The sequence below is a fragment of the Adlercreutzia sp. St.1H8 genome (assembly GCF_059728655.1).
The window spans coordinates 53,635-78,995 of sequence record NZ_AP039376.1; the positions used below are offsets into that span (position 1 = coordinate 53,635).

Sequence of the window (25,361 nt, forward strand, 5' to 3'; positions counted from 1 at the left end):
CATGTCAAAGCCTTCGAGGCTTTGCAAGGTTGCTCGGCGGAACGGATGTAGTCGATGCACCTTCCCCCATGCCCATGACCGTGTTCGGGGCGTATCCTGTATAGCGGCCGAGCGTGTACGACGGGTTCTCGTGCCTCATGAGCACCGAGGCAGCAGGCCTCGCAGCCGGTTAACACCTGGAAAGCTGCACTACAGTTTTGAAGCCGCCTTCGACGGGAGCCGCAAAGGAGAGATTTCCCTGGTGCGCCCTTATCACCCGAGACGCGATTTGCAAGCCGAGCCCGTGGCGAAGGTCGAGGTTTTCGTCGGTGCTGCTCGCGGGTTCCTGAGATTTAAGAAGGGCAAGCAGGCCTTCTCCGGCCGCCCCCGCCCCGTCATCTTCAATGGTGATGAGCACATGCTCATCGGTCGCATTCAGCCCTATGCGTATGCGGCAGCCTTGCGGGTTGTGCGTGATGCTGTTCTGCAGGATATTCCCTATCGCCCGCCCGAGCAGGCGCTCATCGCACTCAACGGCCGCCTTTTCGGCCTCCTGCTCGATTTCCATCTCGTAGGAATACCTCGTTTCCGGGCATGCGTTGATCGCATCTGCCGCTGCCTTGCGGACGATCTTCGAGGGCTTCGCTTTCGCCTTATGCAAGGGCTGCATGTCGTACTCCAGCTGGGAGGCAAGATTCAGGTCGTTGATCAGGTTGCCGATCTTGGCGCTCTGCGCGCTGATAAGGGCAGCGCGGCCAGACGCATCCGATGGGACAGAGGGGTCGCTGGCGATGCGCTCCGCATTTCCCATGATGAGGGTGAGCGGGGTGCGAATGTCATGGGATATGCCGGCAATCCAGTTCGCGCGCGCCTCATTCTGCTTGGCGATGAGGTCGGACGCGCGAGTCACGCTCTCCGAAAGGTTCGCAAGCGTCCCCTTCGGCAGGGAATCCGTCGTCTTGCCCGTTCCCAGTGCCTCGATGGCATCCTCGATGGGCTCCAATCCAGACAGAGTGCGCCTCTTTGAGAGCCAATAGGCTAGAAAGAGGCAGCCGACATCGAGGAACGCCATCACCACGAGGAAAGACGGGAGAGCTTGCACCGCCCGCATGGGGATGTAGTTGCCCGTGATCTTCATGTAGCTGTCCTTGGGATAGCCCAAGACCAGCAGGCCGGCGTCAGTGACGCGGGTGAAAACAGGATAGTCGGAGATATATCCCTTCGAGAAGCGCGCGACGTCCTGCAGAGTGTAGTGGAGGGGAACGCCCTCGGGAGCGTCAACCGACCACGAGCAGTCCCCATCCGGCTTTACGAACAGCGCCCATAGGCCGTTTTCCCGTAGTTTGCTCCTCGCCTCTGGAGACGCCTCCGATGCGCTTGTTGTGTCCTCAATGGCATGAAGCATGGCCGCGGGCGAGGCATCTCCGGCCTCATGGGCGACTGCTCCGGAGAAGAAGATGCCGAACGCCGCCGCATTGAACGCCAGCAAAGCGACCATCAGGGCGGCGAAGAACGCGAGGTTTCTCGCGATATAGGGGCGCAGGGACTTCACGGCATCACCTGCAAACCATCAGCTTGTACCCGAGCCCCTTGCAGGTGATGAGCGACACGGGATGAGAGGGATCGCGCTCGATCTTCTCCCGCACGCGCCTGATGTGGGCATTGAGGGGATTCTCGTACCCGAATGCGTCCCCGCCCCACAAGGCATTGCAAATGGCGTCGGTTGTGACCACCTTGCCCTGATTGCGGGAAAGGATCTCCAGCAGCGCGAACTCCTTTGCCGTGAGCGAGACCGGGCCGTCTTCGCGCACGGCTTCGGCCCTGTCGAAATCGATCACGCAATAATCAAGTTGGACCTTTGGCTCAACCGCGGGGTATGACCTCCTGAGTACTGCATAGACGCGCAGCAAGAGCTCCTGGGGAAGGAATGGCTTGGGAATGTAGTCGTCGGCTCCCAGGCCCAGGCCCGATATCCTGTCGATGGGCTCGTCTTTCGCCGTGAGGAATATCACGGGGATGTCGGACGACTTGCGCACCTGCCGCATGAGCGAGAACCCGTCGCCATCGGGAAGCATCACGTCCAAGATTGCCAGCTCCGGATTAACTTCATCGAAGCGCTCAAGCGCGTCCTTTGCATTTGCTGCGGTGAATATCTCCCCGAACCCCGCGTCGGTCAGGATATCTGACACGAGGGCAAGAAGCTCCGGCTCGTCGTCCACGAGCAAGATCCTTTTGCCGTGCAAGAGAGCGTAATCCACGAGGTGCCTTTCTCAAGCCTATCCGCTGTACAGAATACAGTCCCGCGCCGGGGCCGTACGCGAAAGTAAGGAAAAAGTCAGGTGCGCAATCGAGGAATGTCAGGCGGGGCGAATACCTTGATCTCCGTCGAAAGGAGCAACGATGAAACATGCGCAACCAGGGCGTTCGGGGCGCCATCCTCTCATCATCGAGACCCGCAATCTGACGAAGTGCTACAAGGACTTCGTCGCCGTCAACGATGTCTCAATGCATGTGCGGAAGGGGAGCATCTACGGGTTCCTCGGGCCCAACGGAGCGGGAAAGTCAACGACCATGAAGATGCTGCTCGGCCTCACGGCGCCCACATCGGGCGCCTTCGAGGTCGACGGCATGCGCTTTCCGGACAGCCGGGTGGCGATCCTCAAGGAGGTCGGCTCCTTCATCGAGGCCCCCTCTTACTACGCCAACCTCACCGGAAGGGAGAACCTCGATATCATCCGGAGGATACTGGGCTTGCCTGCGAGCTCCGTGGACGAGGCCCTGGAACTCGTGGGCCTGTCGGAGTTTGGCGGCCGTCTCGCGAAGAAGTACTCGCTTGGCATGAAGCAGCGGCTGGGGCTTGCCGAGGCCCTTCTTGGAAGGCCTCCGATCCTCATCCTCGATGAGCCGACGAACGGCCTGGACCCTGCCGGGATACACGAGATCAGAAACCTCATCAAATCGCTGCCGGAGGCCTTCGATTGCACGGTGCTCGTATCGTCCCACATGCTGTCGGAGATCGAGCTTGTGGCTGACGATATCGGCATCTTGAACCATGGGACGATGCTCTACGAGGGAAGCCTCGACAACCTGCGTGCCCAGGCGCTTGCCTCGGGCTACGCCGCCGAGAACCTGGAAGAGCTGTTCTTGGCGATGATAGAGCAGGACAACCTCTTGCGGAAGCAGAGGGCCGTCCTATGAGCGCGCTGTCGATCGAGCTGCGCAAAGAGCGCAGGACGGGCATCGTTTTCGTGCTCTTGGCGATTGGCGTCTTGGGAGCCCTTTACGCATGCGCGAACTTCCTCGTCCGCGGGGAGACGCTGCTCGGCATGCCGCTCGATCCGATGGACATCCTGCTCACGCAGCTCTACGGGATGATCGTCGTCATCAACATGTTCGGAATCATCGTGGCAGCGTGCATGATCTACGGCATGGAGTTCAGGGGCGATGCCATCAAGAAGATGCTCGTGATGCCCATGAAGACGCCGTCAATGTACGTGAGCAAGCTCCTCGTCCTCGCTGTTGGGCTGCTCATCGCCGTCGCGATGCAGAACGGGGCGCTCGCCCTGATTGGAGCGAGCAGCCTGCCCGAAGGGGCGTACGATCCTGGCGCTGTGATCGCCTTCGCCGGCTACTCGCTCATCACCAGCATGCCCGTTCTCACCCTCATGCTGCTCGTGTCGTCGCGCATCGAGAACATGTGGATACCCCTCGGCATCGGCGTGGCGGGCTTCTTGAGCGCCATGGCGCTCGCCAGCGTCGACTCGCCCCTCGTCCTGGCCCACCCCTTCGTCCTGATGCTGAAGCCGGCGATCGCCATGAGCGCCCAGCCGGACTTCCTGGCCATCGCGGTTTCGGCGGCGCAGACGGTCATCTTCCTTGCGGCCGGGCTCTGGCTTTCCGGCCGCAGGCGCTACGAGTAGGAGGCAGTTATGGGATTTGCAAGCCTTATCGGAATCGAGTTCATGAAGGTGCGCAGGTCGAAGATCGTCCCGCTCATCTTCATTGCGCCCATCCTCGTGGTCGTATCGGGGGTGGCGAACTTGAGCCGCTACTTCACCCCCGAGTACACAAACGCATGGCCCGCGATGTTCGTCCAGAGCGCGCTCGTGTACGCGTATTACCTGCTCCCTCTCAGCATGATCGTCGTGTGCGTGATGATTGCGGGCAGGGAGACGTCGCACAACGGCATCCTGAAGATGCTCGCGCTCCCCGTCAGTCGCTACAAGCTCTCCCTGGCGAAGTTCGTGGTCGTCGCGTTCTTCCTTCTCATGGAGATCGCCGTGTTCTTCGCGGTCTTCGTGATCGCTGGGCTCATCGCCACTCAGATGATGGGGGTGCGGGAGACATTGCCCATCGGCTACCTGCTGAAGTCCTGCGTGGGCCTTTTCCTGACCATGCTGCCCGCCGTTGCCGCCATGTGGGCGATAACGGTGGTCTTCGAGAAGCCCCTCATCACCGTCGGGCTCAACCTGCTTCTCGTCATCCCGGGCGTTCTCGTCGCGAACACCCCCGCCTGGATAGCTTATCCGTACTGCTATAGCGGCTACCTTGTCTCGTGCTCGCTCCATGACTTCACGACCGGAATGGCATCGACCGCGTTCCAGCCGTTTCCGTTCGCCCTCTTCGCGGCGCTGCTCTTCGCGACGTTCCTCTCATTGTCGGTGCTTCGATTCGGAAAAAAGGAAATGAGGTAAGAAATGAACACGAAGATCGTCTCGTCCTCGTAGCGCAAGAGGTGGCAGGCAGCGCGCGCTGGGCCAGTTGCGCATAGGGGAAAACCGCTCGTCATAACTCAACTGGAACCGTTCGGCCATCCGATTTCAGAGTGGCGGAGAGCTCGCCGTTTTCATAATCGACCGACAGGGCAGGCCCTTCCAACACCACCACGGCATCGGAGCCGTCTTTGGCGCAGGTGCAGACTGCATCGCCGTCCAGGCGGTTGACGAAGCAAAGGCCGCCCTCGGTGAGACAGAAGCTGCGGGCGACGATGTTTCCCACGGGAGCGACTTCTCGGGTTTGGGTGTCGTAGGTTTGGAGCCGAGAATCCTCGTCTACAAAGTAAATGGCACGACCGTCGAAGGCTATGTTGCCGCTGGCGGGGATGGCGAGCGTCTGCACCGACCGCGTGCCCCGGTCCACCTCGACGATCTTATCGTTCACCACGAAGAAGAAGCTGCGGTCGTTCAGGAAAAAACTGCGGCAATCCGGCAGGAACGCCCAGGTATCGCCAACCGTGTAGTCGATTCCCAGCAGGGAGCGGTCGCTGTCGGCGATCTGCTCGAAAATCACGTGGCGCTCCAGCGTGTCCGCATTAAGGCGCACGATGCTGAACTGGGTGAACGTGCTGTTGTAATTGCCAACCCGGTCGACGTGCTGCCGAGTGCGCGAGGTAAGGTAGTACACGCACGAGCCGTCCACGTAGGTGCCCTTCACCAGCTCCTCATCCGAAAAGGCCCCGAAAAGCGGCGATGTTTCCACGGCCATCGCTGCGGCACCTTCGCGTTCTAAGGTGTAGGCTCTGGTCTCGTCGTCGAACGTCACGGCAATTCCGTCGCCTGCCAAGCTTTGCGCGGTGGAATTGTAGACCACGGTATCGGCGGCCTCAGAAGAGCATCCAGTTACCGGCAGCAGAAGAGCGACGGCAAGCAGAAGGGCGGCCGCGGGCTTTGCCTTGCTGCCGAAGCGGGGCCTTCTCTCCAAGAGCCAGCAGTTCGTGCTGCGCCGCACCGTTCCGTATAACGCGAGCATCGTAAGCGCCGCCGAAATTCCCGCCACCAGCGCGAATTCCCACGGGGACACTTCGGCAAACACGGCGATCGCCTCCCCTCCGTCACCCTGGGCAAAGCGACTGCCCTCCAAGAATCCCGTCGCCAGCAAGAACGGCAGGGGAAGGGGCAGGCGGAAGATGAATTGCTCCGGTAGTCCGATGAGGGGGATGAGGGTGGCAGCGGCGCCGATAAGAGCTGTCAGTGCGTACTTCCTCACTATAACCGAGGCGAAGAGGAGCAAGGCCGCGAGCATCACCGCGCCGAAGCAACGGAGGACGGCGGCCGCTACGAACGCCTCTGCAAGGGAGAGGCTTTTCTCGCTGGTGCCGAAAAGCGGAACGCTCTGGAGGGGATAGTCCCCGTGGGGCAGCCCGTATTTCACTGCGAAGAACGTGAGCTGGAGAAGGGAGAGCGCGACACAAAGGGCAACGGCGGAACCGATGACGATGAGCACCTTGCACCGGGCGCTTGCGCGGCCTCCGGGGGTCGTACGCAAAAGCGCGTCCATCTGGCAGGCGCATTCCGAGCAGAAAGCCGCGGCGGCCAGATACAAGACGGCCAGCAGCGCCGCGAAATCCAGCGTCTGGGCAGAGAGAAGCCCGGCCCAGCCGTTCGTCTCAAGGAAGTAGCGGTTGGTCGGGTTCTCCGATACATAGAGGTACTGCTGGAAGGCGGCGTCGAAGCCCCGCTCGTGGGCCAGCACCTCCCCGGCCTGGGCTGCCGCACTTTCGTAATCCTCAGCCGAGGTGAGGCCGCTGTAGTAGCGTTCCTGCGCTTCGGCACGGGCGGCTTTCGCTTCCGTGATGGCCTCGCTCTCGTCTTGAAGCCAGGCCTCCTTCTGGTCGTTCAACGCCCCGTCCAGTCTTTCCAGGCACCAGGCGTAATCGGATCGGTGCTCTTGCATGGCGATGTTCTGGGGCTGTTCGGTCGCCGCCAGCCAGACCCCGCTGACCACCAGGGCCGCCAGCAGGCAGGCCAGCCCCCGCTGCCCGATCATGAGCTTCTTCCATTCATAGGCGAGCACCATCATCGCAGCCTCCTTATGGGGCAGTAGGTGTTTCGCGGCGAAAGCAGATAGATGGCTGCGGCAACGACGAGCCCTGCAACCAGGGAGATTGCGAGCGCTGCCTGCCAGGACAGGACGGGGAAGCCGCCGATGTCCAGAAACTCCGTTTGGGTCAAGAGGGGGCGGCCCGCCAGCAGCGAATAGGGATCGAGCGCTTTCGCCCAGACAAAGTGGGAATAGGCCGCGCTCGCGCCGCCGATGACGAGCACGGCGGTGAGCGCGAAGTTGGCGACAAGGGGAATGAGGGCGTTTCTGCCCCGCAGCGACACCGCAAGCCAGACCATGCCCAAAGCCCAGAGCCCGACGCTTCGCAGCGCCGCCGCCAGCACCGCGAATTGGAGGACGCTGAGATCGATAGGTGCCTCGGCGAAGCTGGGGATGGCGTACACCGGCAAATCCAAGCCCTCTAAGGTGCCGAAGGCGGCCCCGAAGCCCGCCAGGTCAAGCAGCGAGAACCACATGGTCACCAGCAGCAAAAACCCGCTGGCTGCCATCAGCTTCGCGAGAACGGTGCGGCTGCCGCCATTGGGATTCGTGAGCAGCAATCGGTCCATCTGCGTTTCCCGCTCCTCCACGAAGGTGCCGGCCACGCCGTAGAGTCCCAGAAGCAGCACGAGAACGAGGGAGAAGTCGTAGTTCAGGTAGTAGTTGGCCATCTCCGTGTAGGCGAAGTCGGGCACGGTGCGACCGGCGTAGATCTGGTACAGGGCGGCGCTTTCCCGCTGCTGGTACAAGGCTCCGGCCTGAGCCGCGGCCTCGGCGTTCTGGCGCGCCTTTTCCGCCACCGATGCAGCACGGTCGCCGTATTCGTAGCAATACTGCAGGGGATCGACGAAGTACTTCTCCAGTAGATTCCGATCGCTGTAGAGGTTTCCCGTCAGGGAGTTGGCGTCGTCGGTGGCGGTGCTGGCGGTCATGTCCGCCGTGGCCTGGGCCAAAGGCTGCCACGTCGCCAGCAGCTGCTGCACCGTTTCGGGCGTGATGGGGCCTTGGTACTGGTCGTAGAGCTGCCAGTAGACGGTGTGCCAGCTGCGCTCGCCGCTTCCGTCGGCCAAAAACGAATAGGCATCCCACTCGCTGTAGATCTTGGCCAGGTTTATAACGCTGAACAGGATGAAGAGCACGAGAACCGATCGCCGACAGAAAAGCTTGGCGAATTCGTACCAGACTAGGCGCATGGCGCATCGCCGTCCCGGCAGAAATACAGGAACACGTCTTCCAGGTTCGGTCGCGCTGGCCGAGCCCCCGCACAGGGGCACTCGTCGCTGACGATGCGAAGCGAGAAGAGGGGGCCGTCCTGTTTCATGTTGCCGATGCAGCAGCGTTCGGCCAGCCGCCGGGATTGTTCCAGGTCCGCCGCCACTTCCCACACTTTGCCCGCGATGCTCTGCTCCAGCGCACTCGGGGCTCCCTGCATGAGCAGCTTGCCGCGGCGCAGCAGCAGGATCTCCGTGGCAATGCACTCAACGTCGGGCACGATGTGGGTGGCTAGAAGGATGGTGCGTCCGGGAGCGAAACGGGAGATGAGGTTGCGAAAGCGGATGCGCTCGCCCGGGTCCAGGCCGGCGGTGGGCTCGTCCAGCACCAGGACCTTCGGGTCGGATAGCATGGCCTGGGCAATGCCGAGCCTTTGGCGCATGCCCCCCGAAAGGGCGCCGATCTTCTTGTCCCGCGCGTCGGACAGATTCACGGTGTCCAGCAATTCCGCCGCGCGGCTTCGCGCCAAAGCCGGGGGCAGGCTCTTCAGCGCCCCCATGTAGAGGAGGAAATCCCCCACGGTGAAGTCGCGGTAGAAGACCGGGTACTGCGGCATGTAGCCCAAATCGGCCAGAAACGCACGGCCCCGCGCCCCAACGTCGCGCCCATCGGCTCTCACCGTCCCGCCGTCGGCGCGCAAGATGCCCACGAGGATGCTGATGAGCGTCGTCTTCCCGGCGCCGTTTTCGCCCAGCAGCCCGAAGACGCCTTCGCCCAGCGCGGCACTAAAGTCTCTGAGGGCGTACTTGCCCTTGTAGCATTTCGCTACGTTATCGAACTGAATCTCCATGCTAGGCTCCAAAGCTGAACGTGGCGACCGCCGTGTCGATTTCCTCGATGCCGCAGCCCAGAAGCACGATGGCGGCCTGCGCATCATCCAGAAGGATCACCTGGGGAATGCGCCCCACAGAGCGGGAGTCGTCCGCCTCGATGGTCTCGGTGGCCAGAAGCTCGCCGGAGTCAACGGCATAGACCCGCACGGTGAGGGCGTCGCCCAGTTCGGCGGCGGCGACGTATTTGCCCTGTTCGGACACGTAGACACCGTCCCCTCCCTCGTCGCTCGCGGAAAAGGCGAGCCGATGCGCGGCGCCGCTTGCCGCATCGACCCAGGGAAGGCTCCCGTCGACATGGGAAATCGCAGGGGGAAAGAACAGCCGGCCGTCGGCTCGCAGCATCTCCTCGACGCCCTCCGATTCCAGCCAGTCAAGCTCAAGCTCGCTGCCGTCGATGCCTATGGTCCCCCATACCGGCGCGCTGTCCTCGCCATTTCCGCTTTCGGCGGAAAAGCCGTCGCCGAAAAAGGCCACGCGGTCGTCGTCGGGGGTGAATGCGGCGCCGTTCAGCGAGGTCGCCACGCAGCGGGAGCCGCCGATACCTTGGGCAGTGTCGAGCAGGGTGGTCAGCTGGCCGGCCGGGCGGTCGTAAAGGTAGAGGGCGCTAAGGCCTGCGATGGCCAGCTGATTCCCGTCGCTCGACGCCGCCACGCAGCCGGGACCGACCACCGGATCGCCGGACAGAAGCTCTTCCAGCGCCAGAGTTTCTTCCAGCTTCAACTCGCTGTCGTAGATGTACGCGACCGCCCCCGCATCGCCCATAACCGTGAGGACGATGCCGTCTTTGAACGGTGCTGCGCCGAAGTCTCGCATCGGTGCCGGAGCCGGGCAGTGGGCCAGCACCGTGTTGGAGGCGGTATCGTAGAGGTACAGCTCATCAGCCCAGACGAGCAGCGTGCCCGCCTGGGCATAGGAACAGCCCGTCAGCTTTCCCTGGAAAAGGGCGCTGTCGAAAGCGAAGGAGCCTGACGTTTGGGCGAGGTCGTCGTCCTTCATGACATCGGAAGCCGGCAGCGGGGCGGCCGGTGTCTCCGGCGCCGCCTTTTCGGAGTTGTCCGTTGGTGCAGGCGCGCTGCAGGCTCCTAGGACAAGCAGCGACAGGGCCAATGCGGCGCAAAGTGCCTTTCTCATGATCTAGGCCTCCTGGAAGAGCAGTATCGAGTTGGTTTTGAAGAGGGGCGCGCCCGCGTTGTCGGCAGGCACCGCCACGCAGTAGAACGTGCTGGGCTTCCCTAGCAGGGACGGGTCGATGACGCCCTCCACCACGGCCACGCCCCCTTTGCTCAGCTCTACGGCGCTCGATGCCTCTCCGTTCATCGCCATCGGCTGGTGATCGAGGAAAAAGGAGATGTGGTAACGCGCACCGGGAGTGCCGCACAGGGTGAAGCGCACGGCTACCGGCTCGGTAAGGGGAAGGTTGTCGAACACCGTGTCGCCATCGAGGGTGAGCGTGTGATAGATCCCGTCGTCCAGCGTGTCCATGGTTATATCCGGCCATCCCGCCTGGGTCAGGTCGTTCTCCAGGTACCGGGACGTGACCTTTTCCTCGTGCATGCTGCAGGAGGAAAGAACCTCCACCGGGTTTGGCGCCGTGGTGGCAGACGAAGGGGGGTCGGCGTTGAAGCGCATCTCCACACTGGCGGAAAGCGCATTGTGATACCACCCGTAGCTGGACGTGCTTTCCATGTCCGGCTGGAAGTCGGGGTTCGTGATGCTGACGATAGTCAGGTTCAGCGTGTCGCCGCCGTGCCCGGTCACCGGCTCGAAGAGGAAGGCAACGTCTTGATCCTCTGCCGCATCGAATGTATGGCAAAAGGCATAATCGGACGATTGGCCGTCGATACGGTAGGGCTGGGGCTTCCCGTCCAAGAACAGGAGAAACCCTACGCTTTCCAGGTCTCCGCTGACAGAAAAGCGATAGTCCAGGCGAAACTCTCCGCCATCGTAGGGAAACGGCTCCCGCTCACCGCTGTCGGACAGGGGCGGATTGGCGGCCTCGTGGCTGAGCATGGCCATAAGGCTCGCGTTGTCCTGGGCTTCCTCGAAGGGGTTCGGCGCATCGCTTTGCGCAGGTGCGGGAGCTTCTTCCGGAACGTCGTAACCGCTGCAGGCGGAGATAGGCAGAAGAGCCGCCCCCAGCAGCACGGCCAAAATAGGTTTCATTCGCATGCAAGACCTCCTTTGCGTCTTCTGTTCCAGCCTAGGGCGCAAAAGTCAAAAACCGGTCAAGCGGCGAAAAATCAGAGATGCTAAAGAGGGTGCTAACGAAGATCGACGGCAGCGGTTTTGCGTCAGCTGTTCCCAGCGCTTCCTTGGGGGCGGTTGACGGCAATCAGCACCTTTGCGCAGGCGCCCGTATCGCCGTTCGACAGCTCTAGCGATCCTCCCAGCTTCCTGCAGAATATCCGGCTCATGGCAAGTCCCAGCCCCAAGTGGCCGCCGGAGGCATCCCCCGTGAAGAACAAGGCGTCCCTCTTTCGGAGCGCCGCCTCTGAGAAGCCGGGGCCGTCGTCGGTTACCGTGGCTGCCAGCAATTCTCCTTCCAGGTGGAACTCAAGGACGATCTCGCGGCGGGCGAAGCGTTGGGCGTTGCCCACGAGGTTTTCGAGAATGCGGTACAGAAGCTCGCCATCGAAGACAGCTGTGCGCTCCGGCACGGAGATGCGGCAGGTCAGCTGCGCGGAACTGCCGCGGCACAGCACGGCCAAAGAATCGCCCAGCCCCTCCAGAAACCCCGGAAGGCTTACCTCTTCGAGGCGAACCTCCACCTCCTCGATGGCTCCCACCTCGCGCATGGCTTCGGTGTAGCGCCCCATGCGATCGGCGGCGGATTCCAGGTTGGCAAGCGCCCGATCGAGTTCCTCATCGGTCAGAAGGCCCGCCTTGCGGCTTTCTTGCAAGTGCTCCACATAACCGCCCATGATGGCGATGGGGTTGCGCAGGTCATGGGCCACGGATGCCTGGAGGGCTCGACGCTCCTCCAGCATGTCCCACAGAAGGCGGTTGTTGTCGACGAGGGCCTGGCGCATGCTCTCGAAGGCAACGCAGAGCTGGCCCAGCTCATCGGCGGAAGCGCAAGGCACCCGAAAGTCGAGGTCTTGGCGACGGACGTGGGCGGTCGCGTCGGCGAGCGCGCGGATGGGAGGCTCCAGCTTCTTCCGGTAGAACCACTGCCCTCCCAGCGCAATGCCGAGGATGGTGAACAGGAGCGGCAGCCCGACCATGGCCACCTGCGAGATGCGATAGGCGGCTTTCGCCTTATCCGTGAGCATCGAGAAGCTCGAGTCTATGCGGTCGACGGTGTAACTCGCCGTTTGGCCGGGATCGCCTTCCGCGCCGTCCTGGACGAGGCGGCCGAGCGACTGCGCCCGTCCGCCGATCTCAACTCGGATGGTCGCTTCCGAGACCGTGCCATCGGCCGCGGTGATTCTCTGGGTGAGCCATACCTCGTTGGAATCTGGCAGGATGGATTTCTGCAACTGATGGCAGCCTAAGATCGCAAAGCCGCTGGCGAGGGCGACGGCGAGCATGGTCACCGCCACGGTGCGGGCGAACTCGCCTTTGAGGGACTTCTTCTTCATGCCTTCCACCGGTACCCCATTCCCCACACCGTCTCAAGGGGCTCGCTGCCGCAGGCCTCCGAGAGCTTCTGGCGAATTTTGCGCACGTGCTCCTTGACGACGCCGGCATCCCCTTGGCCGTCGATGCCCCATACCGCCGCGTAGATGCGCTCGCGGTCGAAGACCTGGTTGGGGTGCGACACCAGGAAATCCAAGATGTCGAACTCGCGCTTCGAGAGGGCAATCTCCTGGTTGCCTGCAAACACCTTCCGGTTGGATCGATTGATGAGGATACCCCGCGCAGCCACCACCTCCGCCGCTTGGTGCTCGCGGGCCTCCCGGCGCAGGTGCGCCTCGATGCGCGCCGTCAGCTCTCGCAGGCTGAAGGGCTTCGTGATGTAGTCGTCCCCGCCGACCGCAAGGCCGTCAACCTTGTCCTGCTCGGCGATGCGCGCCGTAAGGAACAAGATGGGGCATCCCACATGGCTCCTGATGGTGCGGCACAGCTGCAGGCCGTCAGTTCCCGGCATGCCGATGTCCAGCAAGATAAGGTCGGGCCGCAAGCCCAGCTTCGCCAGGGCCTCTTCTGCGTTGTTAGCCTTGCAAACCAAATATCCGCGCTGGGTCAGGTGCGCGTCCAGCAGGTCGGTGAGCATAGGCTCGTCATCAACCACGAGTATCTTTTGGGCCATGTTGTTGCCTCCAATCCTGCGAATCATAAGACGGGATAGTCAAAAAACTGTCAAGCCCGAGCAGCCTTCCGCGGCAGCAGGCAGCACGGGGGGCAGGGCAGGGCACATAGCACAGCAGCACAGGGGACAGTTCTGTGTGTTGGTTCACACAGAACTGTCCCCTGTGCTATCCCCAAATGGTCGACGGCCATCGGGTTTGCCGTCTTCATGCTCTGCTGGTGGTTCGGCATGCAGGCCCTCATTCTCTTCTCCGGCGCCGATTACGTGCAGATGGTCATGGAGATGGGAATGACCGAGGAATACGGCTGGGGGCTTGTCAACTGGACGCAGAGCCCCATATTCTACGTATGCGGCATCGTGACCTTCATCTGCGGCCTGCTTGGCAGCCTTCTTGGCTTCCGCGTGTTCAAGAAGCACTTCTCGAAGCTTCAGGGGTAAATGGACAAGTGCGGCATTCGTCACAACGGTCGAGCGCACGGCCGTTGCCGGCGAAGCTGAATGGCACTGCTGAAAACAAGGGGACACGGCGCTGCATTGCGCCGTGTCCCCTTGTTGCGATGCTCTAGGCCATCATGCATCCTGCTCCATGATGTTCGCGCCCCACGCGCACATTGCGTCAAGGACCGGATATAGCGTCTCTCCCAGCGGCGTCAGGGAGTACTCCGTTTTGGGAGGGACGACGGGGTAGACCTTCCTTCGTATGAGCCCGTCGCTTTCCAGCTCGCGCAATTGCTGGGCGAGCATCTTGTCCGTCGCCCTCGGCACGCGCCGGTGGATCTCGCTGTAGCGCAGGGTCTCGCCTTTCAGGTGCCAGAGGATCACAGCCTTGTACTTGCCTCCTATCAGAGAAATCGTCGCATCGACGGGGCAGTTGAACTCCCTTTTCGCATGAACACCCATAAGCCTCCTACTATCCATTTAGGAAGTACCTACCCGAATAGTACATTCTTCCCATGCGTCGGTCCCAAGTATATCGTTGGTACCGTCAAGAAGGACGAAAAGGAGGCTTCGGATGGATTTTCTGGATTTGGCGAAGAAGCGGTGCTCGGTGCGCGAATACGACGCAGGTCGCCCCGTCGAGGACGAGAAGGTCGAGCGGATCCTCGAAGCCGCGCGCGTGGCTCCGAGCGCTGCGAACCTCCAGCCGGTCCGGCTCGTCGTGGTCGACGACGAGGACGGGATGCGCAGGCTCGGCCAGGCAGCGAACGTGTACGGCGCCCCGCTCGCGATCATCGTGTGCGCCGACCGGGAGAAGGCATGGCGGCGCCCCTCTGACGGGAAGTCGACCGCGGACATAGACGCCTCCATCGCGACGGACCACATGATGATGGAGGCGACGGACCTCGGTTTGGGGTCGGTCTGGGTCTGCTGGTTCGACCCCGCCCTCATCGCGGAAGCGTTCGGCCTGCCAGACTCTTTCGAGCCGGTGAACGTGCTCGCCATAGGCTATGGCGTCGGACCCGGCAAGCCGGCCGACAGGCACGACGCGGAAAGGCTCTCCCTCGAAAGCCTGCTGGTGGACGGGTCGCGCGCCGGCATGGCGTAGCGCCGCCGCAAGGGGAGGGCGATCGACCAGAAGCGCGCTTCCACGACTTCGACAACGCAAACCAGACAATGCGCATGGTAAAGCTCGCGCCCGAGATTGGCACCGCCGCTACCGACGCGAGCGCCGCCAATAGAATCACTTCGCTCGTGTGCTTGGCGGTTGTGACTGCATTGGCGGCGACGTTGGCTGCCCTGCGCGAGAGGCGACGCGATAGCGCCGAAGACGAAACGGAAAGCGAAGAGACGGGAGAGGAGGATTCGGAAGAAGAGGAAGGGCTGCGAGATGAGTAACCCGCGACAACAGAAAAGATTTGAGATCCAGGATGAAGAGCGCCCCTCGATTGAGGGGCGCTCTTCGCTTTACGCGCTCGGATTATTGCTGCGACCGACACTCTGCCTCGTCGCCTCGGCCACTTCCTCGATCATTTCTTTGGTGACGAAACTCCGAGGGTCGATCCTCAAGGCGACGCACAGCTTCAGAAACTCATCGACCCGCATTTCGCGCTGCCCGTCGAGGACGTACCAGAGCCGCTTGCGGTCTATTCCGCATCGACGCGCAAGCTCCGCGACGCTCATCCCCGCTTTGCGTCTCCGGCATTCAAGGACGACGAACACGGCACGGTGGCCCTTCGAGGTGTCGGGGGTTGAGATCATGCAGGCATTGGCCCAAAGGAGCCAAAAGCGCTATTGCGCCGCTGCTTCCGAGCTTTCGGGAGCGATGGTCTTGCTTTCGCTGAGCGAGCCCTTCGATTGCGCGACAAGGACGAGCACCAAGAGGAACGAGAGCAAGTCGCCGATGGGTTGCGCCGCGATGATCCCGGGAAGCCCGAAGGCCGCCGAGCCGATGAGCAGCGCGGGGATGAAGAAGATGCCCTGCCGTCCGACTGCAATGAGCGCACCCTGCTTCGCTTTTCCGAGGGCCAGGAAGAACGCGGAGTAGACAGCCTGCACCCCGAAGGTGGAGAAACTGAGCGCGTTCCAGAACAGGGCGATTGCCCCGATGGCCACGATGGAGGCATTCCCTTGGCTGAATGCCGAGAGCAGCGGTTCCGCGAAGGCGATGAGGAGGACGGCCGCCACGCACGCGAAAGCCGTCTCCCACACGCATGCCGTCTTCGTGGCCTCCCGCACCCGGTCGAACTGCCGAGCCCCGTAGTTGAAGCCCGCGAAGGGCTGGTAGCCTTTGACGAACCCGAAGGCCACCATGCTCGCCAGGTTCATGATGCGCGCCACGATGCCGAGCGCGGCCACGGCAGCATCCCCGTAAGCTGCGGCGAAGACGTTGGTGAGCCAGAGCGCCACCGAGACGAGCAGCTGATAGGTCAGGTTGGGAACACCGATCTTGAGCACCTGCGCGTACATCTCCGCCGTGGGCTTGAGATTTCGCGGCGACGGGGCGAGGCTGCTCTTGCCGCGCAGGAAGTACGAGAGGTAGACGCAGGTGGTCAGAAGGGTTCCCACAAGCGTCGCGACGGCGGCTCCTGTCACGCCCCATCCGAGGGCGAAAATCATGATGGGGTCGAGCACGATGTTGGATATGCCACCGAGCAGCATGGCTACCATGCTCACGGTCGTCGCACCCTCGGAGACGATGAGGTTGTTGATGGTGCCGTTGAACGCATAGAACGTCATGGCGATGAAGAAGGGCACGGCGTAGGCTGCCGCATACGGCATCATGGTGTCCGTCGCGCCTAGAGCACGAAGGAACGGCTCTGCGAACACGACGAACCCGGCCAGCAGCAGGATTGCCACAGCCATAGAGGTCGCCAGCGACGTGGAGGCGCACTCGTTCGCCTCGCTACGCTTACCCGCGCCGAGTAAACGGGATATGTAAGATGCCGCGCCACCGCCGAACAGGAGGGCCAGTCCGAGCATGGCGGTGGCTATGGGAGCGAACAGCGACACAGCGGCCATCTGGGACCCGCCGAGCTGCCCGACGAAGAAGGCGTCGACGACGTTGTAAAGCGCTGACACGCTCATGCCCACCAAGGTGGGCATTCCGAGCTTCAGGAGAGCTCCCTTCACCGGAGCCGATTTCAAGAGCTCTGTTCTGTCTTGGTTTCTCTGCATGCGATTCCTTTCGTAATGCACCTTTACTGTAAAGTATCTTTACTATTAGAGCCGAAGAAAGGGCGCCTCGAGGCGCCCGGGGTGCGTTCCTATCTAGCAGTTTCTTCCAACGCGTCGTCTACTATGGCCTCGAAGGAGGCGAGGACGTGCTGCAGGGCGGCGAACTCCGATGCGTCCATGCTGTTGAGGATGTCCATGAAGCCACCAGATCTTTTCGCATGGTACTCTCTATGGGCCTCGTACGCCGCCCGGCCGCTCGGCGTGAGGATCATCCGCAGCTCGCGGTCGCTCTCGGGCGCTGCGACCTTTTCCACGTACCCCTTATCAAACAGCCGATAGATCATTTGAGACATCGCGGCCTTCGTGACTCCCTGCATCTCTGCGAGTTGGGTGATGTTCACGTCAGGATTCTCGCCGATGGCATCTATGGCATGAATCTCGCGCTGGGTGAGCCTAATGCCATCCCCATAAGTGAACGGCATCTCTTCGAGCCGCATGTACTTGTGCAGCACGCGCTCGATGGCCTTCGCCTCCTTCACCCCCTTGCCCATGGGTGGTCTCCTTTCAAATAGTAAAGATGCTTTACTATTTTAGGAAATGCGCGCTTTGTGTCAAGGCCATCCTCCGCAAGCGCCATTTCTTCATATCGCACAATTAGAACCTGGGCGAGCACCCTTCTTCCCAGCCTCCAGATGAGGCGATTCCCCGCAAGGCGGCAACGGGTATCCCGAGTTCTTCGACCCTATCCGCGCCCGTTGCATCTAGGAGGTGCTGGAATTGCACGATCTGCGGGGCGAGCGCGTCAGCCATTTCGGATGCCCACGATAGCGCTGATACGTCCACAAGCTCACCGGCTATCTGCGCGAGCACCGTCTCGCCGTCCACGGTAACGCGGTTGAGCCTCTTCCTGTCCTCGGCGTCGGCGATAAGGAAGCTCCAGCCGTCGCGCCGGTGGGCCACGGGAAGCCCCTTCGGCCCAGCTTCGTCCTTGTATGCCTGGGCCGCCTCGTAGTAGTAGGAGCAGAGCCACAGGCTCTCGCCGTTCACGTCGGAGAGGTCGAGCGTGTAGTTGGTGAGCAGGTTCCCCGGCTGCGGCACCCCGTCGGTCATGCGGTCGGTGTCGAACACGTCGATGCGTCCGCCCGAATAGTAGGCTCTTAGCACAGGGGACAGTTCTGTGTGTTAGTTCTAACACACAGAACTGTCCCCTGTGCCATCCTGTGCTGCTGTGGGATCCGGTTGCGGACTGCGGGGCCTCGGCTGAGCTTCTAGTGGCCGCGGTGCTTCTGCTTGCGCTTCTCCGTCCGCTTGGCAAACTGCTCGCGCTTGCGCTCTTCCTTCTGCTGCCGGGAAAGCGCCTCGCTGGCTTCTATCGCCATGGCGCGCTGCTCTGAGAGAGTCTGCTGCGCCTTGGTCCCGCGCCAGGCGTCCGATCGCATCTCCTTCTCGATCATGCGGCGGAGCCTCTTGGGGTTGATGCGCTTGGACTCCTTGGCCTCGACTTGGACCTCGTGCGTGAAGCGCAGGTCGTTCCAGTGGTCGCGGATGAAGTCGAACACCTCGGGCGTGGTGGGCTCTGCCCCGAAAACGTGTTTCGCCACGCTGTAGCAGCCACCGTCCTCCGTCTCGACGAGGCCGATCCAGAACGGTTCCTCGAAGCGCACGGTGAGTTTGCACAGGCTCATCGCTGTTCCTCCTTTATGTAGATGATGAACCTGAAGGAGGGACAACCAAGGAGGCAGGTTACTGACGGCACGTCGCAGGAGGGCGGCCGCACCCCGACTACCCGACGGGGTCGTGTTTTTACCTTCTGGGGAAAGTATACCGCAGGAGAAACGAGAAACCTTCCGCCTGAAGACAGAGGGTTTCGGCGAGCATGTTTCTGACTGCCCGTCATGGGCATGGGGCAAGACGGTCGCTACCTTGACAGGTTCCTTCGCGCCCACAGCTGGAGGTAGACGAAGCCGACGACAGCGGGAAGAACCGGTGCCGCCGCCTGCGCCGCGTAGATTCCGATGAAGCCGCAACCCAGGGGGGCGGACAGAATCCAGGCCAGCCCTGCCCTCATGGCGAAGGCGTCGATGAGGGAGTTCGCCAGGGCCAGCTTCGGCGCGCCCGAGGCCAGGGCGAATGAGTCGAGGGCGTACATTGCCGCGTAGAAGATCCCGTTCACGCTGCAGGTGATGCGAAGGTAGAGGATCGCCGCCTCGCTGAGCTCCCGACTCGATTCTCCGAAGAGCGAGACGAGCCATCCCGCGCCGAGCTGCACGGCGACCTGGATGCCCACGGTGACGGCGACGGCCATGAGGCAGCCCGATCTGGCGAACGCGACCGACCGCTCGGGCATCCCCGCCCCGATGCTCTGCGACACCGCCGCGGAGACGGCCTGCCCGATGCCCCAGCAGGGAAGCCCCGCGACGGTGCTTATCTTGAGGCCGACGCCGGAGGCAGCCGCGATGGTCGGGCCGTAGGAGTTGAGCCATGCGGTCACGAAGACGTAGGAGAGGTTGATGACGGCCTGCTGCACGGCCATGGGGACGCCCACGCGGAGGACATCCCGTGCGGCCGCGATCGCTTTCCCCCGCTCCCGGGCTTCGCGCATGGAGCGGAGCACGCTCCGGGCGGAGGCGTACCTGCGCCGCGCGAGCCAGAGGGAGAAGACGGCTCCCGCGCCCTGGGCGGCCACGGTGGCGATGGCGGCGCCGATCACGCCGAGGCCGGCGCCTGCGATGAGGGCGAAGTCGAGGATCACGTTGGCGACGGCGGAGAAGGCCATGATGGCGAGCGGGCCGAGGGAATCCCCCTGCGCCCGCAGGAACGCGCACGCGGCGTTGAGCAGGAAGAGGCCGACCGCGCCCAGGGAAATCACTTCGAGATAGGCGGCCGTTTGGTCGAGCGAGGCGTCCGGGACGCCCATAAGCGAGAAGATGGGATGGGCGAGCGCCGCCCCCGCCAACATTGTTGCTGCGGCTCCCAGGAGGGCGACTCCGAGGGATGCGGCGAAGGCGCGCCGTTGTCCTGCCTCGTCGCGAGCGCCCACGCGGTCGCCCACCGCGACGGTGCAGCCCGCCATGAGCCCTATGGCTATCGAGCTGATGATGAAGGCGATGGCGGAGGCGTTGCTGACCGCGACGAGCCCCGTCTCGCCAACGACGTTGCCCACGACACCCATATCGACGAACTGGTAGACGTATTGGAGAAGGTTCGCCGCGACGAGCGGGGCGGAGAACGCCGCCAGGCGCCTTGGGGCGCTTCCTTCCAGAAGGGACGGCGCGTGATTTGCAGATACTGACATGGAAAGCCTTTCGATGGGGTGAGAACAAAAAGGAACGGACGCATGCCCGTTCCCGTGCCCATCGTTCGTCTGCGCAAGCCGAAGCAACCCGTAGCGGGTTGCGGGGCCGACGATTTATCAGGCTTCGCCCCGGTCAGCGTCTCGTCTGTGTGCTACCGAAGCCATCTCAATGCAGAGTTTCATGGCTGTTCCTGTCGATGCGATTACTCAAGCACATGGATTATCCCATCGGGCGCAGGGGCTGGCAAGGAGCCGCCGCGTAGTTTCCGCTGAAGTCGCAACCTAGGGGCGATGCGGTGCGCATCTAGGCCGCTGCCCTCCCTGACCGCTTGTTAAGGGGCCTCTAGGCCCCAATGACCCCGGGGAGCACGGGGGACAGTTCTGTGTGTTAGGACTTCGGTCTGCACGGGGCACGGGGGCGGTTCTCTGCTCCGCCCGTCCGCGCGCTGCCGACACACGGAACTGTCCCCTGCGCCGCCCTGTTCCCCTGCGTTGCTGTTGTTGCCCTGCGCTATCCCCGTGTTGCCGTCTGGTGCCATTGTTTCGTCTAAGCGCGTCAGCGTGGCGCGGGAAAAGCCGGGGAAGAGATTCCCAAGCTTGACTGACGAGGGTCACGACGCTGCAGCCGATCGAGTCTTCGTGCGCGAGTAGGCGCGCTCTTGCTCGGGGGAGGGGAGCACGGGGGACAGTTCTCTGTGTTGCTCCTAGGGCTGCTTGCGCGATGCGGTGCGCCGTCCTCGAAGCGTGACATTTGGTGTGACCCCTTGTCACCCTTGTCACCCCTTGTCACCTTCACGCGTGAAACATCGTGGCGAAGGCGTCGGGTTTTCGCGTCGAAACGGCAACTGCGCTCCACGTCGCGCGTCCTTCAGCCTATAGTGGTTGCAGAAGCGAAGGCAAGAAGGAGCAAGCGACATGACGAATTCCCCGCTCATCGTAGGCGAAAACAGCTCGGAGGATACCGCGCGAAGGGCGGCCGCGCAAAGCGCCACGCGAGGGGCGGTCGCCTCGGATGCCGTGTACGGGGCGACGCCGACATTCGACACGTTTGTGTTCGACTTGGATGGGACGCTGCTCGACACGCTGCCCGATTTGGTGGTCATCACGAATCGCGCGCTCGCCAGGGAGGGCTATCCGCCGCGCACGCGTGAGGAGATCCACAGCTTCGTGGGCAACGGCCTCATGGCGCTCATGTACCAGGCGGTGCCCGAGGGAACCCCTTCCGGGGCGGCCGAGCGCGCCATGGAGCGCTGGAAGGAGCTCTTCCCCACCTATGCCAACGACCTGACCGTCCCATATCCAAAAGTGCAAGAAATGCTTGATGATCTGCGGAAACGTGGATGCAAGCTGGGGGTGCTCTCCAATAAGTTCGACGCGGGCGTGCAGCAGGTCATGAACCAGAAGCTGCCAGGCGTCTTCGAGGTCATGCACGGCGAATGCGCCGAGATTCCCCGCAAGCCCGATCCGACAGGGCTGCTGCGCACCATCCGCGAGCTAGGCTCCGTGCCCGAGCGCGCCGTCTATGTTGGCGACTCTCCCGGCGACGTGCGTACCGCGCGCAACGCAGGCGTCTATGCCGTGGCAGTCACCTGGGGCTACCACGACGAAGCTGACTTTGCCGCCGAGGACGCTTCTCCCGACTTGATGGCCTACTCGCCGCTCGACTTGCTGTCTCTGGTCGCTGCGGCGGATGACTGCGATGCGCCGGATGTTTCACGTGAAACACCCGATCGCTCGAAGGCGACGCCTCCTGCGGTAGCGGAGGAGGCGGGCGCGTGACGGAGAAGGCGCCGCGAGCGGAAATCGCCGCCCACGAGGGGGCGGGGGAGCCGAAAATGGAAAGCCCATCGTGTGTGGAGGCGGCTTGGGGGTTCTTGCGGCGGAATCGGCGCGCAGTGTCCTGGGTGCTCGTGGTGCTGTGGGCGGTGGTCATCTTCCTCATGTCCGCCAACACGGGCGCGGATCTCGCCGACGGTGACGGACTGGTGGCTCGCGTGCGGGCGCTGCTCATGTCTGCCCAGGTGGCCTGGTTCGGGGTGGGCGTTGACCTGGTGTCGCCGTTCGCGCACTTTTGCGAGTACGCGCTGTTCGGGTTCCTGCTGCAGAACGCCTTAGGCTGCTCGTTGACGCCGCGCCGGGCGTTGCTGCTGGCCGTCGCCGCTGCCAGCGCCTATGGCGTGACCGACGAGTTCCATCAGCTGTTCGTGCCCGGTCGCGCCTGCGATCCGGTCGACTGGCTCGTCGATACCGCCGGCGCCACCCTCGGCGCCTTCCTGGCCCACGCCGCTCTCCGTCGCTTCCAGCCCCCTGCCAGGCGCTAGCCACCCGCGCTGATTGCCGCGACCTGCTAGGTGCGCCGAAGGCTGTCGCGTCGCTACGCAGAGCGCTGCTATGCAGGATGCGTGCCGCCGCTAGCTCTCCCTCCCGGCGGTCAAATTGCGCACGAATGTTTCACGTGAAACATATGCGGAAAAGAAACCTGCCGACGGAGCTCTCGTGCCGGGTTTTTCCCACCCCTTCCCTTGGCGTTGGTCGTTCGCCGGACGCCCCTCCCTCCCTCCCGACTCCGCTCTCCCGTTGTGAGACGCCGCGCGCCTTCGCGCAGCGACGCAGAAAATGTTTCACGTGAAACATTCGTACGCAGAATCACGGCCCCCTAACGCGACCTGCGCCCCCGCCCCCCCCTGCGCCTCCTGCGCCTCTTGCGCTCGCGCGTTCTCGTGCGCCTGCCCACGGCGTTCCATCCGTTCGCGTTCTCACTTCGTGCATCTCCGCCTGCCCGCGCCTGTTCGTCCGCCCCCCCCCCTCTCCTTTTCCGCGCTGCTGGCGCTCTGTGCCCTTCTCTTCCTCGTGCCTATCTCCCGCCCCACCCCTCTCACCCCCCCCGCTCCCCCGCAGCCCCCGCCCCCCCCTCAGCCCCCCGCTCCCTCGCGGCCCCCTCCCTCCGCCCCCCCCACTCCGGCCCCCCCACTGCGCGCGTTTCCCCGGGTCAAGCCACAAACGTAAACGCGCGTTTACATTTGCTCCATAACGCGAAAAGGCACGGCCGGGGTTCCGGGCCGTGCCTTTTCGAGGAGGCGGAGGGCTACTGTCCGCGGGGCGGCTTCTTCAGGCGCGTCTGGCGGTAGAAGTCCTCGTCCACGTCGTCCCAGGGCGGCGTGATGAGCCTGCTTACCGGGACGCCCAGCACATCGGCCAGCCGCGTTAGCAGGTCGAGTCGCGGGTTGCTTTCGCCGCGTTCGATCTTGTCCAGCATCGGGCGGCTTATGCCCACGAGCGCGCAGAATCGCACCTTGCTGAGCTTCGCGCCCTTTCGGAGCAGCTCGACGTTCAAGCCTAGGATGCAGCCGCGCTCTGATCCCATCGGCACGTGGCCTGGCAGGTCGCCGAGCTCGTCGAAGGGCTCTGCGTACAGCACGTCGCCGTCTGTCAGTGCCTCTTCGGGAAAGGTCGCCGGAAGGCGCGTTCCGTCCTCGTTCTCCTCGTCGAAGTATGTCGGGGTCTTGTCCATCATGTTAGGTTAGCCGCGCGAGGCGGAAAGCCTGTAAACGGCCGTTTACGTTTGGGCCATATTGCTCAAAAAATACGCAAAACTGCCGCTTGAACAGGCGAAAAGGTAAACGCACGATTACATCTCCTTCAGGTTGGGCGGCGGGGCCGCCAGCGGAACAACGAACGCGCCCCGGGCTTCCGGAGGGGAAGCTCGGGGCGCAAGGGGAACCGTTGGTTCGGGTGGTGCTAGGCGCGCGTCTCGCCGCTCGCGGCCGTGGCGTAGCCGTCCGGGTTGCCGGACTGCCAGCGCCAGCTGTCGGCGCACATGCGCTCCAGGTCGTACTCGGCCGTCCAGCCCAGCTCGTCGCGTGCCTTGTCGCATGCGGCATAGTTCTCGGCGATGTCGCCGGCGCGTCGCGGCTTGATCTCGTAGGGAAGCTCGTGCCCGCAGGCCTTCTCGAAGGCGTGGATGACATCGAGCACGCTTGATCCCTTCCCCGTGCCCAGGTTGAAGATGCCCACGCCGCGGCGCGTGCCGTCTTCGGCCGGCTCGCCCGCGATCGACCCGAGCCCGCGCGCCTTGCCGTCGCCGACGCGCCCGCCCATCCAGTCGAGCGCCGCCACGTGCCCGCGCGCCAGGTCGACCACGTGGATGTAGTCGCGCACGCCGGTGCCGTCGGGGGTGGGGTAGTCGTCGCCGAACACGCCGACGCTCGGCAGCTTGCCCACCGCTACCTGTGCCACATACGGCAGCAGGTTGTTCGGGATGCCCTTCGGATCCTCGCCGATGAGGCCGCTCTCATGTGCGCCGATGGGGTTGAAGTAGCGCAGCAGCACGACGTTCCACTCATCGTCGCCCACGTAGAGGTCGGTCAGGATCTGCTCGAGCATCGACTTCGTCTGCCCGTAGGGGTTGGTGGCGTCATGCTTGGGGCAGGCCTCGGTGATGGGGATGAACTCGGGCTCGCCGTACACTGTGGCGCTCGACGAGAACACGAGGTTCTTGCACCCGTGCTCGCGCGCCACCTCGCACAGCACCAGGGTGCCGGCGATGTTGTTCCAGTAGTACTCGAGCGGCTTCTGCACGCTCTCACCGACGGCCTTGAAGCCGGCGAAGTGGATGATCACGTCCACGTCGTTCTCGTCGAAGATGCGCTCAAGGGCCTCGCGGTCGAGAATGCTGGCCTCGTAGAAGCGCAGCCGGTCGCGCGCCGCGCCCTCGTCGGTGCCGGTGATGGCACGTACGCGGTCGAGCGCCACCTCGCTCGAGTTGCTCAGGTCGTCGACCACCACCACGGAGTAGCCGCGGTTCAGGAGCTCGATGCAGGTGTGGCTGCCGATGAAGCCGGCGCCGCCGGTGACCAGCACGCAGATGTCGGAGGGTTGCTTGGCGAGAGACTTGTTAGCCATGAGGGGATCCTTTCGCGAACGGCCGCCCTGCCGCACAGTATCGAACCGCAGGGCGCGAATTTCCCCGCCTATGGTAGCAGTCGTGTGCTATGGCGGCCAATTTCCGCCGCGTGCGGCACGAGAAAGCCATCGGTTCGGGGATGAGCCGCCGCCGATTCACCCGAAACGGGGGACAACGAGCGCTCCTTGCGCGGAACAAGGGCGGCTGTGCTGCGAGAATTACTATCCTAAACCGGAAATTATTCTTGACTAAGAATAATACACGCGATACGATAAGATCCGCAGGCAGCGTGAACACCCTCCTCCCGCCGCTGTCGCAAGAAGCCCTCCTCGCTTCTTCCTCTCACAAGAAGAAGGCCGCATCCCCCTAGCGGCCTTCTTCACATTTTGGGAG

At 63.1% G+C, this 25,361-nt stretch carries 26 protein-coding genes; 8 read left to right on the top strand and 18 right to left on the bottom strand.

The window, feature by feature from the left end:
- Positions 1–169: 169 nt before the first annotated feature.
- Positions 170–1,531 (bottom strand): sensor histidine kinase, encoded by a 1,362-nt coding sequence (locus AC6I0Y_RS00220; RefSeq protein WP_497732066.1) that lies wholly within the window; start codon positions 1,529–1,531, stop codon positions 170–172.
- Positions 1,532–1,535: 4 nt separating this feature from the next.
- Complete coding sequence (locus AC6I0Y_RS00225; RefSeq protein WP_235715564.1) at positions 1,536–2,198, bottom strand: response regulator transcription factor; 663 nt, start codon at positions 2,196–2,198, stop codon at positions 1,536–1,538.
- A gap of 181 nt (positions 2,199–2,379) precedes the next feature.
- On the opposite strand from AC6I0Y_RS00225, the gene AC6I0Y_RS00230 reads away from it, so the two are divergent.
- Genes AC6I0Y_RS00230 through AC6I0Y_RS00240 form a run of 3 tightly spaced genes read left to right on the top strand, consistent with a single transcriptional unit; the run spans position 2,380 to position 4,673 of the window.
- Positions 2,380–3,177, top strand: a complete 798-nt coding sequence (locus AC6I0Y_RS00230) for an ABC transporter ATP-binding protein (protein WP_497732071.1) — start codon at positions 2,380–2,382, stop codon at positions 3,175–3,177.
- On the top strand, positions 3,174–3,899 hold the full coding sequence (locus AC6I0Y_RS00235) for an ABC transporter permease (protein ID WP_497732073.1): 726 nt from the start codon (positions 3,174–3,176) through the stop codon (positions 3,897–3,899). The genes AC6I0Y_RS00230 and AC6I0Y_RS00235 overlap by 4 nt, the downstream gene beginning before the upstream one ends.
- 9 nt (positions 3,900–3,908) lie before the next feature.
- Complete coding sequence (locus AC6I0Y_RS00240; RefSeq protein WP_497732074.1) at positions 3,909–4,673, top strand: ABC transporter permease; 765 nt, start codon at positions 3,909–3,911, stop codon at positions 4,671–4,673.
- A gap of 91 nt (positions 4,674–4,764) precedes the next feature.
- Here AC6I0Y_RS00240 and AC6I0Y_RS00245 read toward each other — a convergent pair whose 3' ends face one another.
- The 7 genes from AC6I0Y_RS00245 to AC6I0Y_RS00275 all read right to left on the bottom strand — a co-directional run bounded on the left by AC6I0Y_RS00245 (position 4,765) and on the right by AC6I0Y_RS00275 (position 13,155).
- Complete coding sequence (locus AC6I0Y_RS00245) at positions 4,765–6,777, bottom strand: hypothetical protein (RefSeq protein ID WP_497732077.1); 2,013 nt, start codon at positions 6,775–6,777, stop codon at positions 4,765–4,767.
- Positions 6,774–7,937, bottom strand: coding sequence for an ABC-2 transporter permease family protein (locus tag AC6I0Y_RS00250; RefSeq protein ID WP_497732080.1), 1,164 nt, complete (start codon positions 7,935–7,937; stop codon positions 6,774–6,776). The genes AC6I0Y_RS00245 and AC6I0Y_RS00250 overlap by 4 nt, the downstream gene beginning before the upstream one ends.
- A 44-nt stretch (positions 7,938–7,981) precedes the next feature.
- Entirely contained in the window at positions 7,982–8,860 is an 879-nt protein-coding gene (locus tag AC6I0Y_RS00255) for an ATP-binding cassette domain-containing protein (protein WP_497732083.1), read from the bottom strand.
- 1 nt (position 8,861) lies between these two features.
- Positions 8,862–10,034, bottom strand: a complete 1,173-nt coding sequence (locus tag AC6I0Y_RS00260) for a WD40 repeat domain-containing protein (protein ID WP_497732085.1) — start codon at positions 10,032–10,034, stop codon at positions 8,862–8,864.
- A 3-nt stretch (positions 10,035–10,037) separates the two neighbouring features.
- Positions 10,038–11,072, bottom strand: coding sequence for a hypothetical protein (locus tag AC6I0Y_RS00265; protein ID WP_497732088.1), 1,035 nt, complete (start codon positions 11,070–11,072; stop codon positions 10,038–10,040).
- Between the two features lie 122 nt (positions 11,073–11,194).
- Positions 11,195–12,484 (bottom strand): sensor histidine kinase, encoded by a 1,290-nt coding sequence (locus AC6I0Y_RS00270; protein WP_497733679.1) that lies wholly within the window; start codon positions 12,482–12,484, stop codon positions 11,195–11,197.
- A complete protein-coding gene (locus tag AC6I0Y_RS00275; protein WP_497732091.1) occupies positions 12,481–13,155 on the bottom strand; it encodes a response regulator transcription factor in 675 nt (224 codons plus the stop codon). The genes AC6I0Y_RS00270 and AC6I0Y_RS00275 overlap by 4 nt, the downstream gene beginning before the upstream one ends.
- A gap of 168 nt (positions 13,156–13,323) precedes the next feature.
- On the opposite strand from AC6I0Y_RS00275, the gene AC6I0Y_RS00280 reads away from it, so the two are divergent.
- Positions 13,324–13,593 (top strand): MptD family putative ECF transporter S component, encoded by a 270-nt coding sequence (locus AC6I0Y_RS00280; protein ID WP_497733681.1) that lies wholly within the window; start codon positions 13,324–13,326, stop codon positions 13,591–13,593.
- Positions 13,594–13,725: 132 nt separating this feature from the next.
- Here the strand turns inward: AC6I0Y_RS00280 and AC6I0Y_RS00285 are convergent, their stop codons facing one another.
- Complete coding sequence (locus AC6I0Y_RS00285; RefSeq protein ID WP_497732094.1) at positions 13,726–14,073, bottom strand: winged helix-turn-helix transcriptional regulator; 348 nt, start codon at positions 14,071–14,073, stop codon at positions 13,726–13,728.
- 94 nt (positions 14,074–14,167) lie between these two features.
- On the opposite strand from AC6I0Y_RS00285, the gene AC6I0Y_RS00290 reads away from it, so the two are divergent.
- Both AC6I0Y_RS00290 and AC6I0Y_RS00295 read left to right on the top strand, forming a co-directional pair.
- A complete protein-coding gene (locus AC6I0Y_RS00290; protein WP_497732097.1) occupies positions 14,168–14,701 on the top strand; it encodes a nitroreductase family protein in 534 nt (177 codons plus the stop codon).
- A gap of 74 nt (positions 14,702–14,775) precedes the next feature.
- Positions 14,776–14,991: a hypothetical protein gene (locus AC6I0Y_RS00295; RefSeq protein ID WP_497732100.1), complete on the top strand. Its 216-nt coding sequence runs from the start codon at positions 14,776–14,778 to the stop codon at positions 14,989–14,991.
- A 69-nt stretch (positions 14,992–15,060) separates the two neighbouring features.
- Here the strand turns inward: AC6I0Y_RS00295 and AC6I0Y_RS00300 are convergent, their stop codons facing one another.
- From AC6I0Y_RS00300 to AC6I0Y_RS00325, 6 genes are all read right to left on the bottom strand, one after another.
- Positions 15,061–15,315 carry a helix-turn-helix domain-containing protein gene (locus AC6I0Y_RS00300; protein WP_497732106.1) on the bottom strand — a complete coding sequence of 85 codons (255 nt, stop codon included), beginning with the start codon at positions 15,313–15,315 and terminating at the stop codon, positions 15,061–15,063.
- Between the two features lie 69 nt (positions 15,316–15,384).
- Positions 15,385–16,770, bottom strand: coding sequence for an MATE family efflux transporter (locus AC6I0Y_RS00305; RefSeq protein WP_497732109.1), 1,386 nt, complete (start codon positions 16,768–16,770; stop codon positions 15,385–15,387).
- An 89-nt stretch (positions 16,771–16,859) separates the two neighbouring features.
- Positions 16,860–17,321 carry a MarR family winged helix-turn-helix transcriptional regulator gene (locus tag AC6I0Y_RS00310; protein ID WP_497732112.1) on the bottom strand — a complete coding sequence of 154 codons (462 nt, stop codon included), beginning with the start codon at positions 17,319–17,321 and terminating at the stop codon, positions 16,860–16,862.
- Positions 17,322–17,424: 103 nt separating this feature from the next.
- Complete coding sequence (locus AC6I0Y_RS00315; RefSeq protein ID WP_497732114.1) at positions 17,425–17,934, bottom strand: hypothetical protein; 510 nt, start codon at positions 17,932–17,934, stop codon at positions 17,425–17,427.
- Between the two features lie 104 nt (positions 17,935–18,038).
- Positions 18,039–18,455 (bottom strand): YjdF family protein, encoded by a 417-nt coding sequence (locus tag AC6I0Y_RS00320; protein WP_497732116.1) that lies wholly within the window; start codon positions 18,453–18,455, stop codon positions 18,039–18,041.
- 233 nt (positions 18,456–18,688) lie between these two features.
- On the bottom strand, positions 18,689–20,065 hold the full coding sequence (locus tag AC6I0Y_RS00325) for an MATE family efflux transporter (protein ID WP_497732119.1): 1,377 nt from the start codon (positions 20,063–20,065) through the stop codon (positions 18,689–18,691).
- A 915-nt stretch (positions 20,066–20,980) separates the two neighbouring features.
- Between AC6I0Y_RS00325 and AC6I0Y_RS00330 the strand changes: the two genes are divergently transcribed.
- Together AC6I0Y_RS00330 and AC6I0Y_RS00335 are read left to right on the top strand one after the other, a co-directional pair.
- Positions 20,981–21,844, top strand: coding sequence for an HAD family hydrolase (locus tag AC6I0Y_RS00330; protein WP_497732122.1), 864 nt, complete (start codon positions 20,981–20,983; stop codon positions 21,842–21,844).
- A 116-nt stretch (positions 21,845–21,960) separates the two neighbouring features.
- Complete coding sequence (locus tag AC6I0Y_RS00335; RefSeq protein ID WP_497732124.1) at positions 21,961–22,386, top strand: VanZ family protein; 426 nt, start codon at positions 21,961–21,963, stop codon at positions 22,384–22,386.
- A 764-nt stretch (positions 22,387–23,150) separates the two neighbouring features.
- Here AC6I0Y_RS00335 and AC6I0Y_RS00340 read toward each other — a convergent pair.
- Both AC6I0Y_RS00340 and galE read right to left on the bottom strand, forming a co-directional pair.
- Entirely contained in the window at positions 23,151–23,579 is a 429-nt protein-coding gene (locus AC6I0Y_RS00340) for a helix-turn-helix domain-containing protein (RefSeq protein WP_201751069.1), read from the bottom strand.
- A 224-nt stretch (positions 23,580–23,803) separates the two neighbouring features.
- Complete coding sequence (galE, locus tag AC6I0Y_RS00345; RefSeq protein ID WP_497732127.1) at positions 23,804–24,967, bottom strand: UDP-glucose 4-epimerase GalE; 1,164 nt, start codon at positions 24,965–24,967, stop codon at positions 23,804–23,806.
- Positions 24,968–25,361: the final 394 nt, after the last annotated feature.

Bases quoted from the DNA above. Each gene is read 5' to 3' on its own strand.
- AC6I0Y_RS00235 (WP_497732073.1), top strand. From the start codon at position 3,174: ATGAGCGCGCTGTCGATCGAGCTGCGCAAAGAGCGCAGGACGGGCATC.
- AC6I0Y_RS00270 (WP_497733679.1), bottom strand. From the start codon at position 12,484: ATGAAGAAGAAGTCCCTCAAAGGCGAGTTCGCCCGCACCGTGGCGGTG.
- AC6I0Y_RS00230 (WP_497732071.1), top strand. From the start codon at position 2,380: ATGAAACATGCGCAACCAGGGCGTTCGGGGCGCCATCCTCTCATCATC.
- AC6I0Y_RS00290 (WP_497732097.1), top strand. From the start codon at position 14,168: ATGGATTTTCTGGATTTGGCGAAGAAGCGGTGCTCGGTGCGCGAATAC.
- AC6I0Y_RS00340 (WP_201751069.1), bottom strand. From the start codon at position 23,579: ATGATGGACAAGACCCCGACATACTTCGACGAGGAGAACGAGGACGGA.
- AC6I0Y_RS00260 (WP_497732085.1), bottom strand. From the start codon at position 10,034: ATGAGAAAGGCACTTTGCGCCGCATTGGCCCTGTCGCTGCTTGTCCTA.
- AC6I0Y_RS00275 (WP_497732091.1), bottom strand. From the start codon at position 13,155: ATGGCCCAAAAGATACTCGTGGTTGATGACGAGCCTATGCTCACCGAC.
- AC6I0Y_RS00240 (WP_497732074.1), top strand. From the start codon at position 3,909: ATGGGATTTGCAAGCCTTATCGGAATCGAGTTCATGAAGGTGCGCAGG.
- AC6I0Y_RS00285 (WP_497732094.1), bottom strand. From the start codon at position 14,073: ATGGATAGTAGGAGGCTTATGGGTGTTCATGCGAAAAGGGAGTTCAAC.
- AC6I0Y_RS00255 (WP_497732083.1), bottom strand. From the start codon at position 8,860: ATGGAGATTCAGTTCGATAACGTAGCGAAATGCTACAAGGGCAAGTAC.
- AC6I0Y_RS00325 (WP_497732119.1), bottom strand. From the start codon at position 20,065: ATGTCAGTATCTGCAAATCACGCGCCGTCCCTTCTGGAAGGAAGCGCC.
- galE (WP_497732127.1), bottom strand. From the start codon at position 24,967: ATGGCTAACAAGTCTCTCGCCAAGCAACCCTCCGACATCTGCGTGCTG.
- AC6I0Y_RS00305 (WP_497732109.1), bottom strand. From the start codon at position 16,770: ATGCAGAGAAACCAAGACAGAACAGAGCTCTTGAAATCGGCTCCGGTG.
- AC6I0Y_RS00265 (WP_497732088.1), bottom strand. From the start codon at position 11,072: ATGCGAATGAAACCTATTTTGGCCGTGCTGCTGGGGGCGGCTCTTCTG.
- AC6I0Y_RS00320 (WP_497732116.1), bottom strand. From the start codon at position 18,455: ATGAGCCTGTGCAAACTCACCGTGCGCTTCGAGGAACCGTTCTGGATC.
- AC6I0Y_RS00245 (WP_497732077.1), bottom strand. From the start codon at position 6,777: ATGATGGTGCTCGCCTATGAATGGAAGAAGCTCATGATCGGGCAGCGG.
- AC6I0Y_RS00295 (WP_497732100.1), top strand. From the start codon at position 14,776: ATGGTAAAGCTCGCGCCCGAGATTGGCACCGCCGCTACCGACGCGAGC.
- AC6I0Y_RS00330 (WP_497732122.1), top strand. From the start codon at position 20,981: ATGACGAATTCCCCGCTCATCGTAGGCGAAAACAGCTCGGAGGATACC.
- AC6I0Y_RS00310 (WP_497732112.1), bottom strand. From the start codon at position 17,321: ATGGGCAAGGGGGTGAAGGAGGCGAAGGCCATCGAGCGCGTGCTGCAC.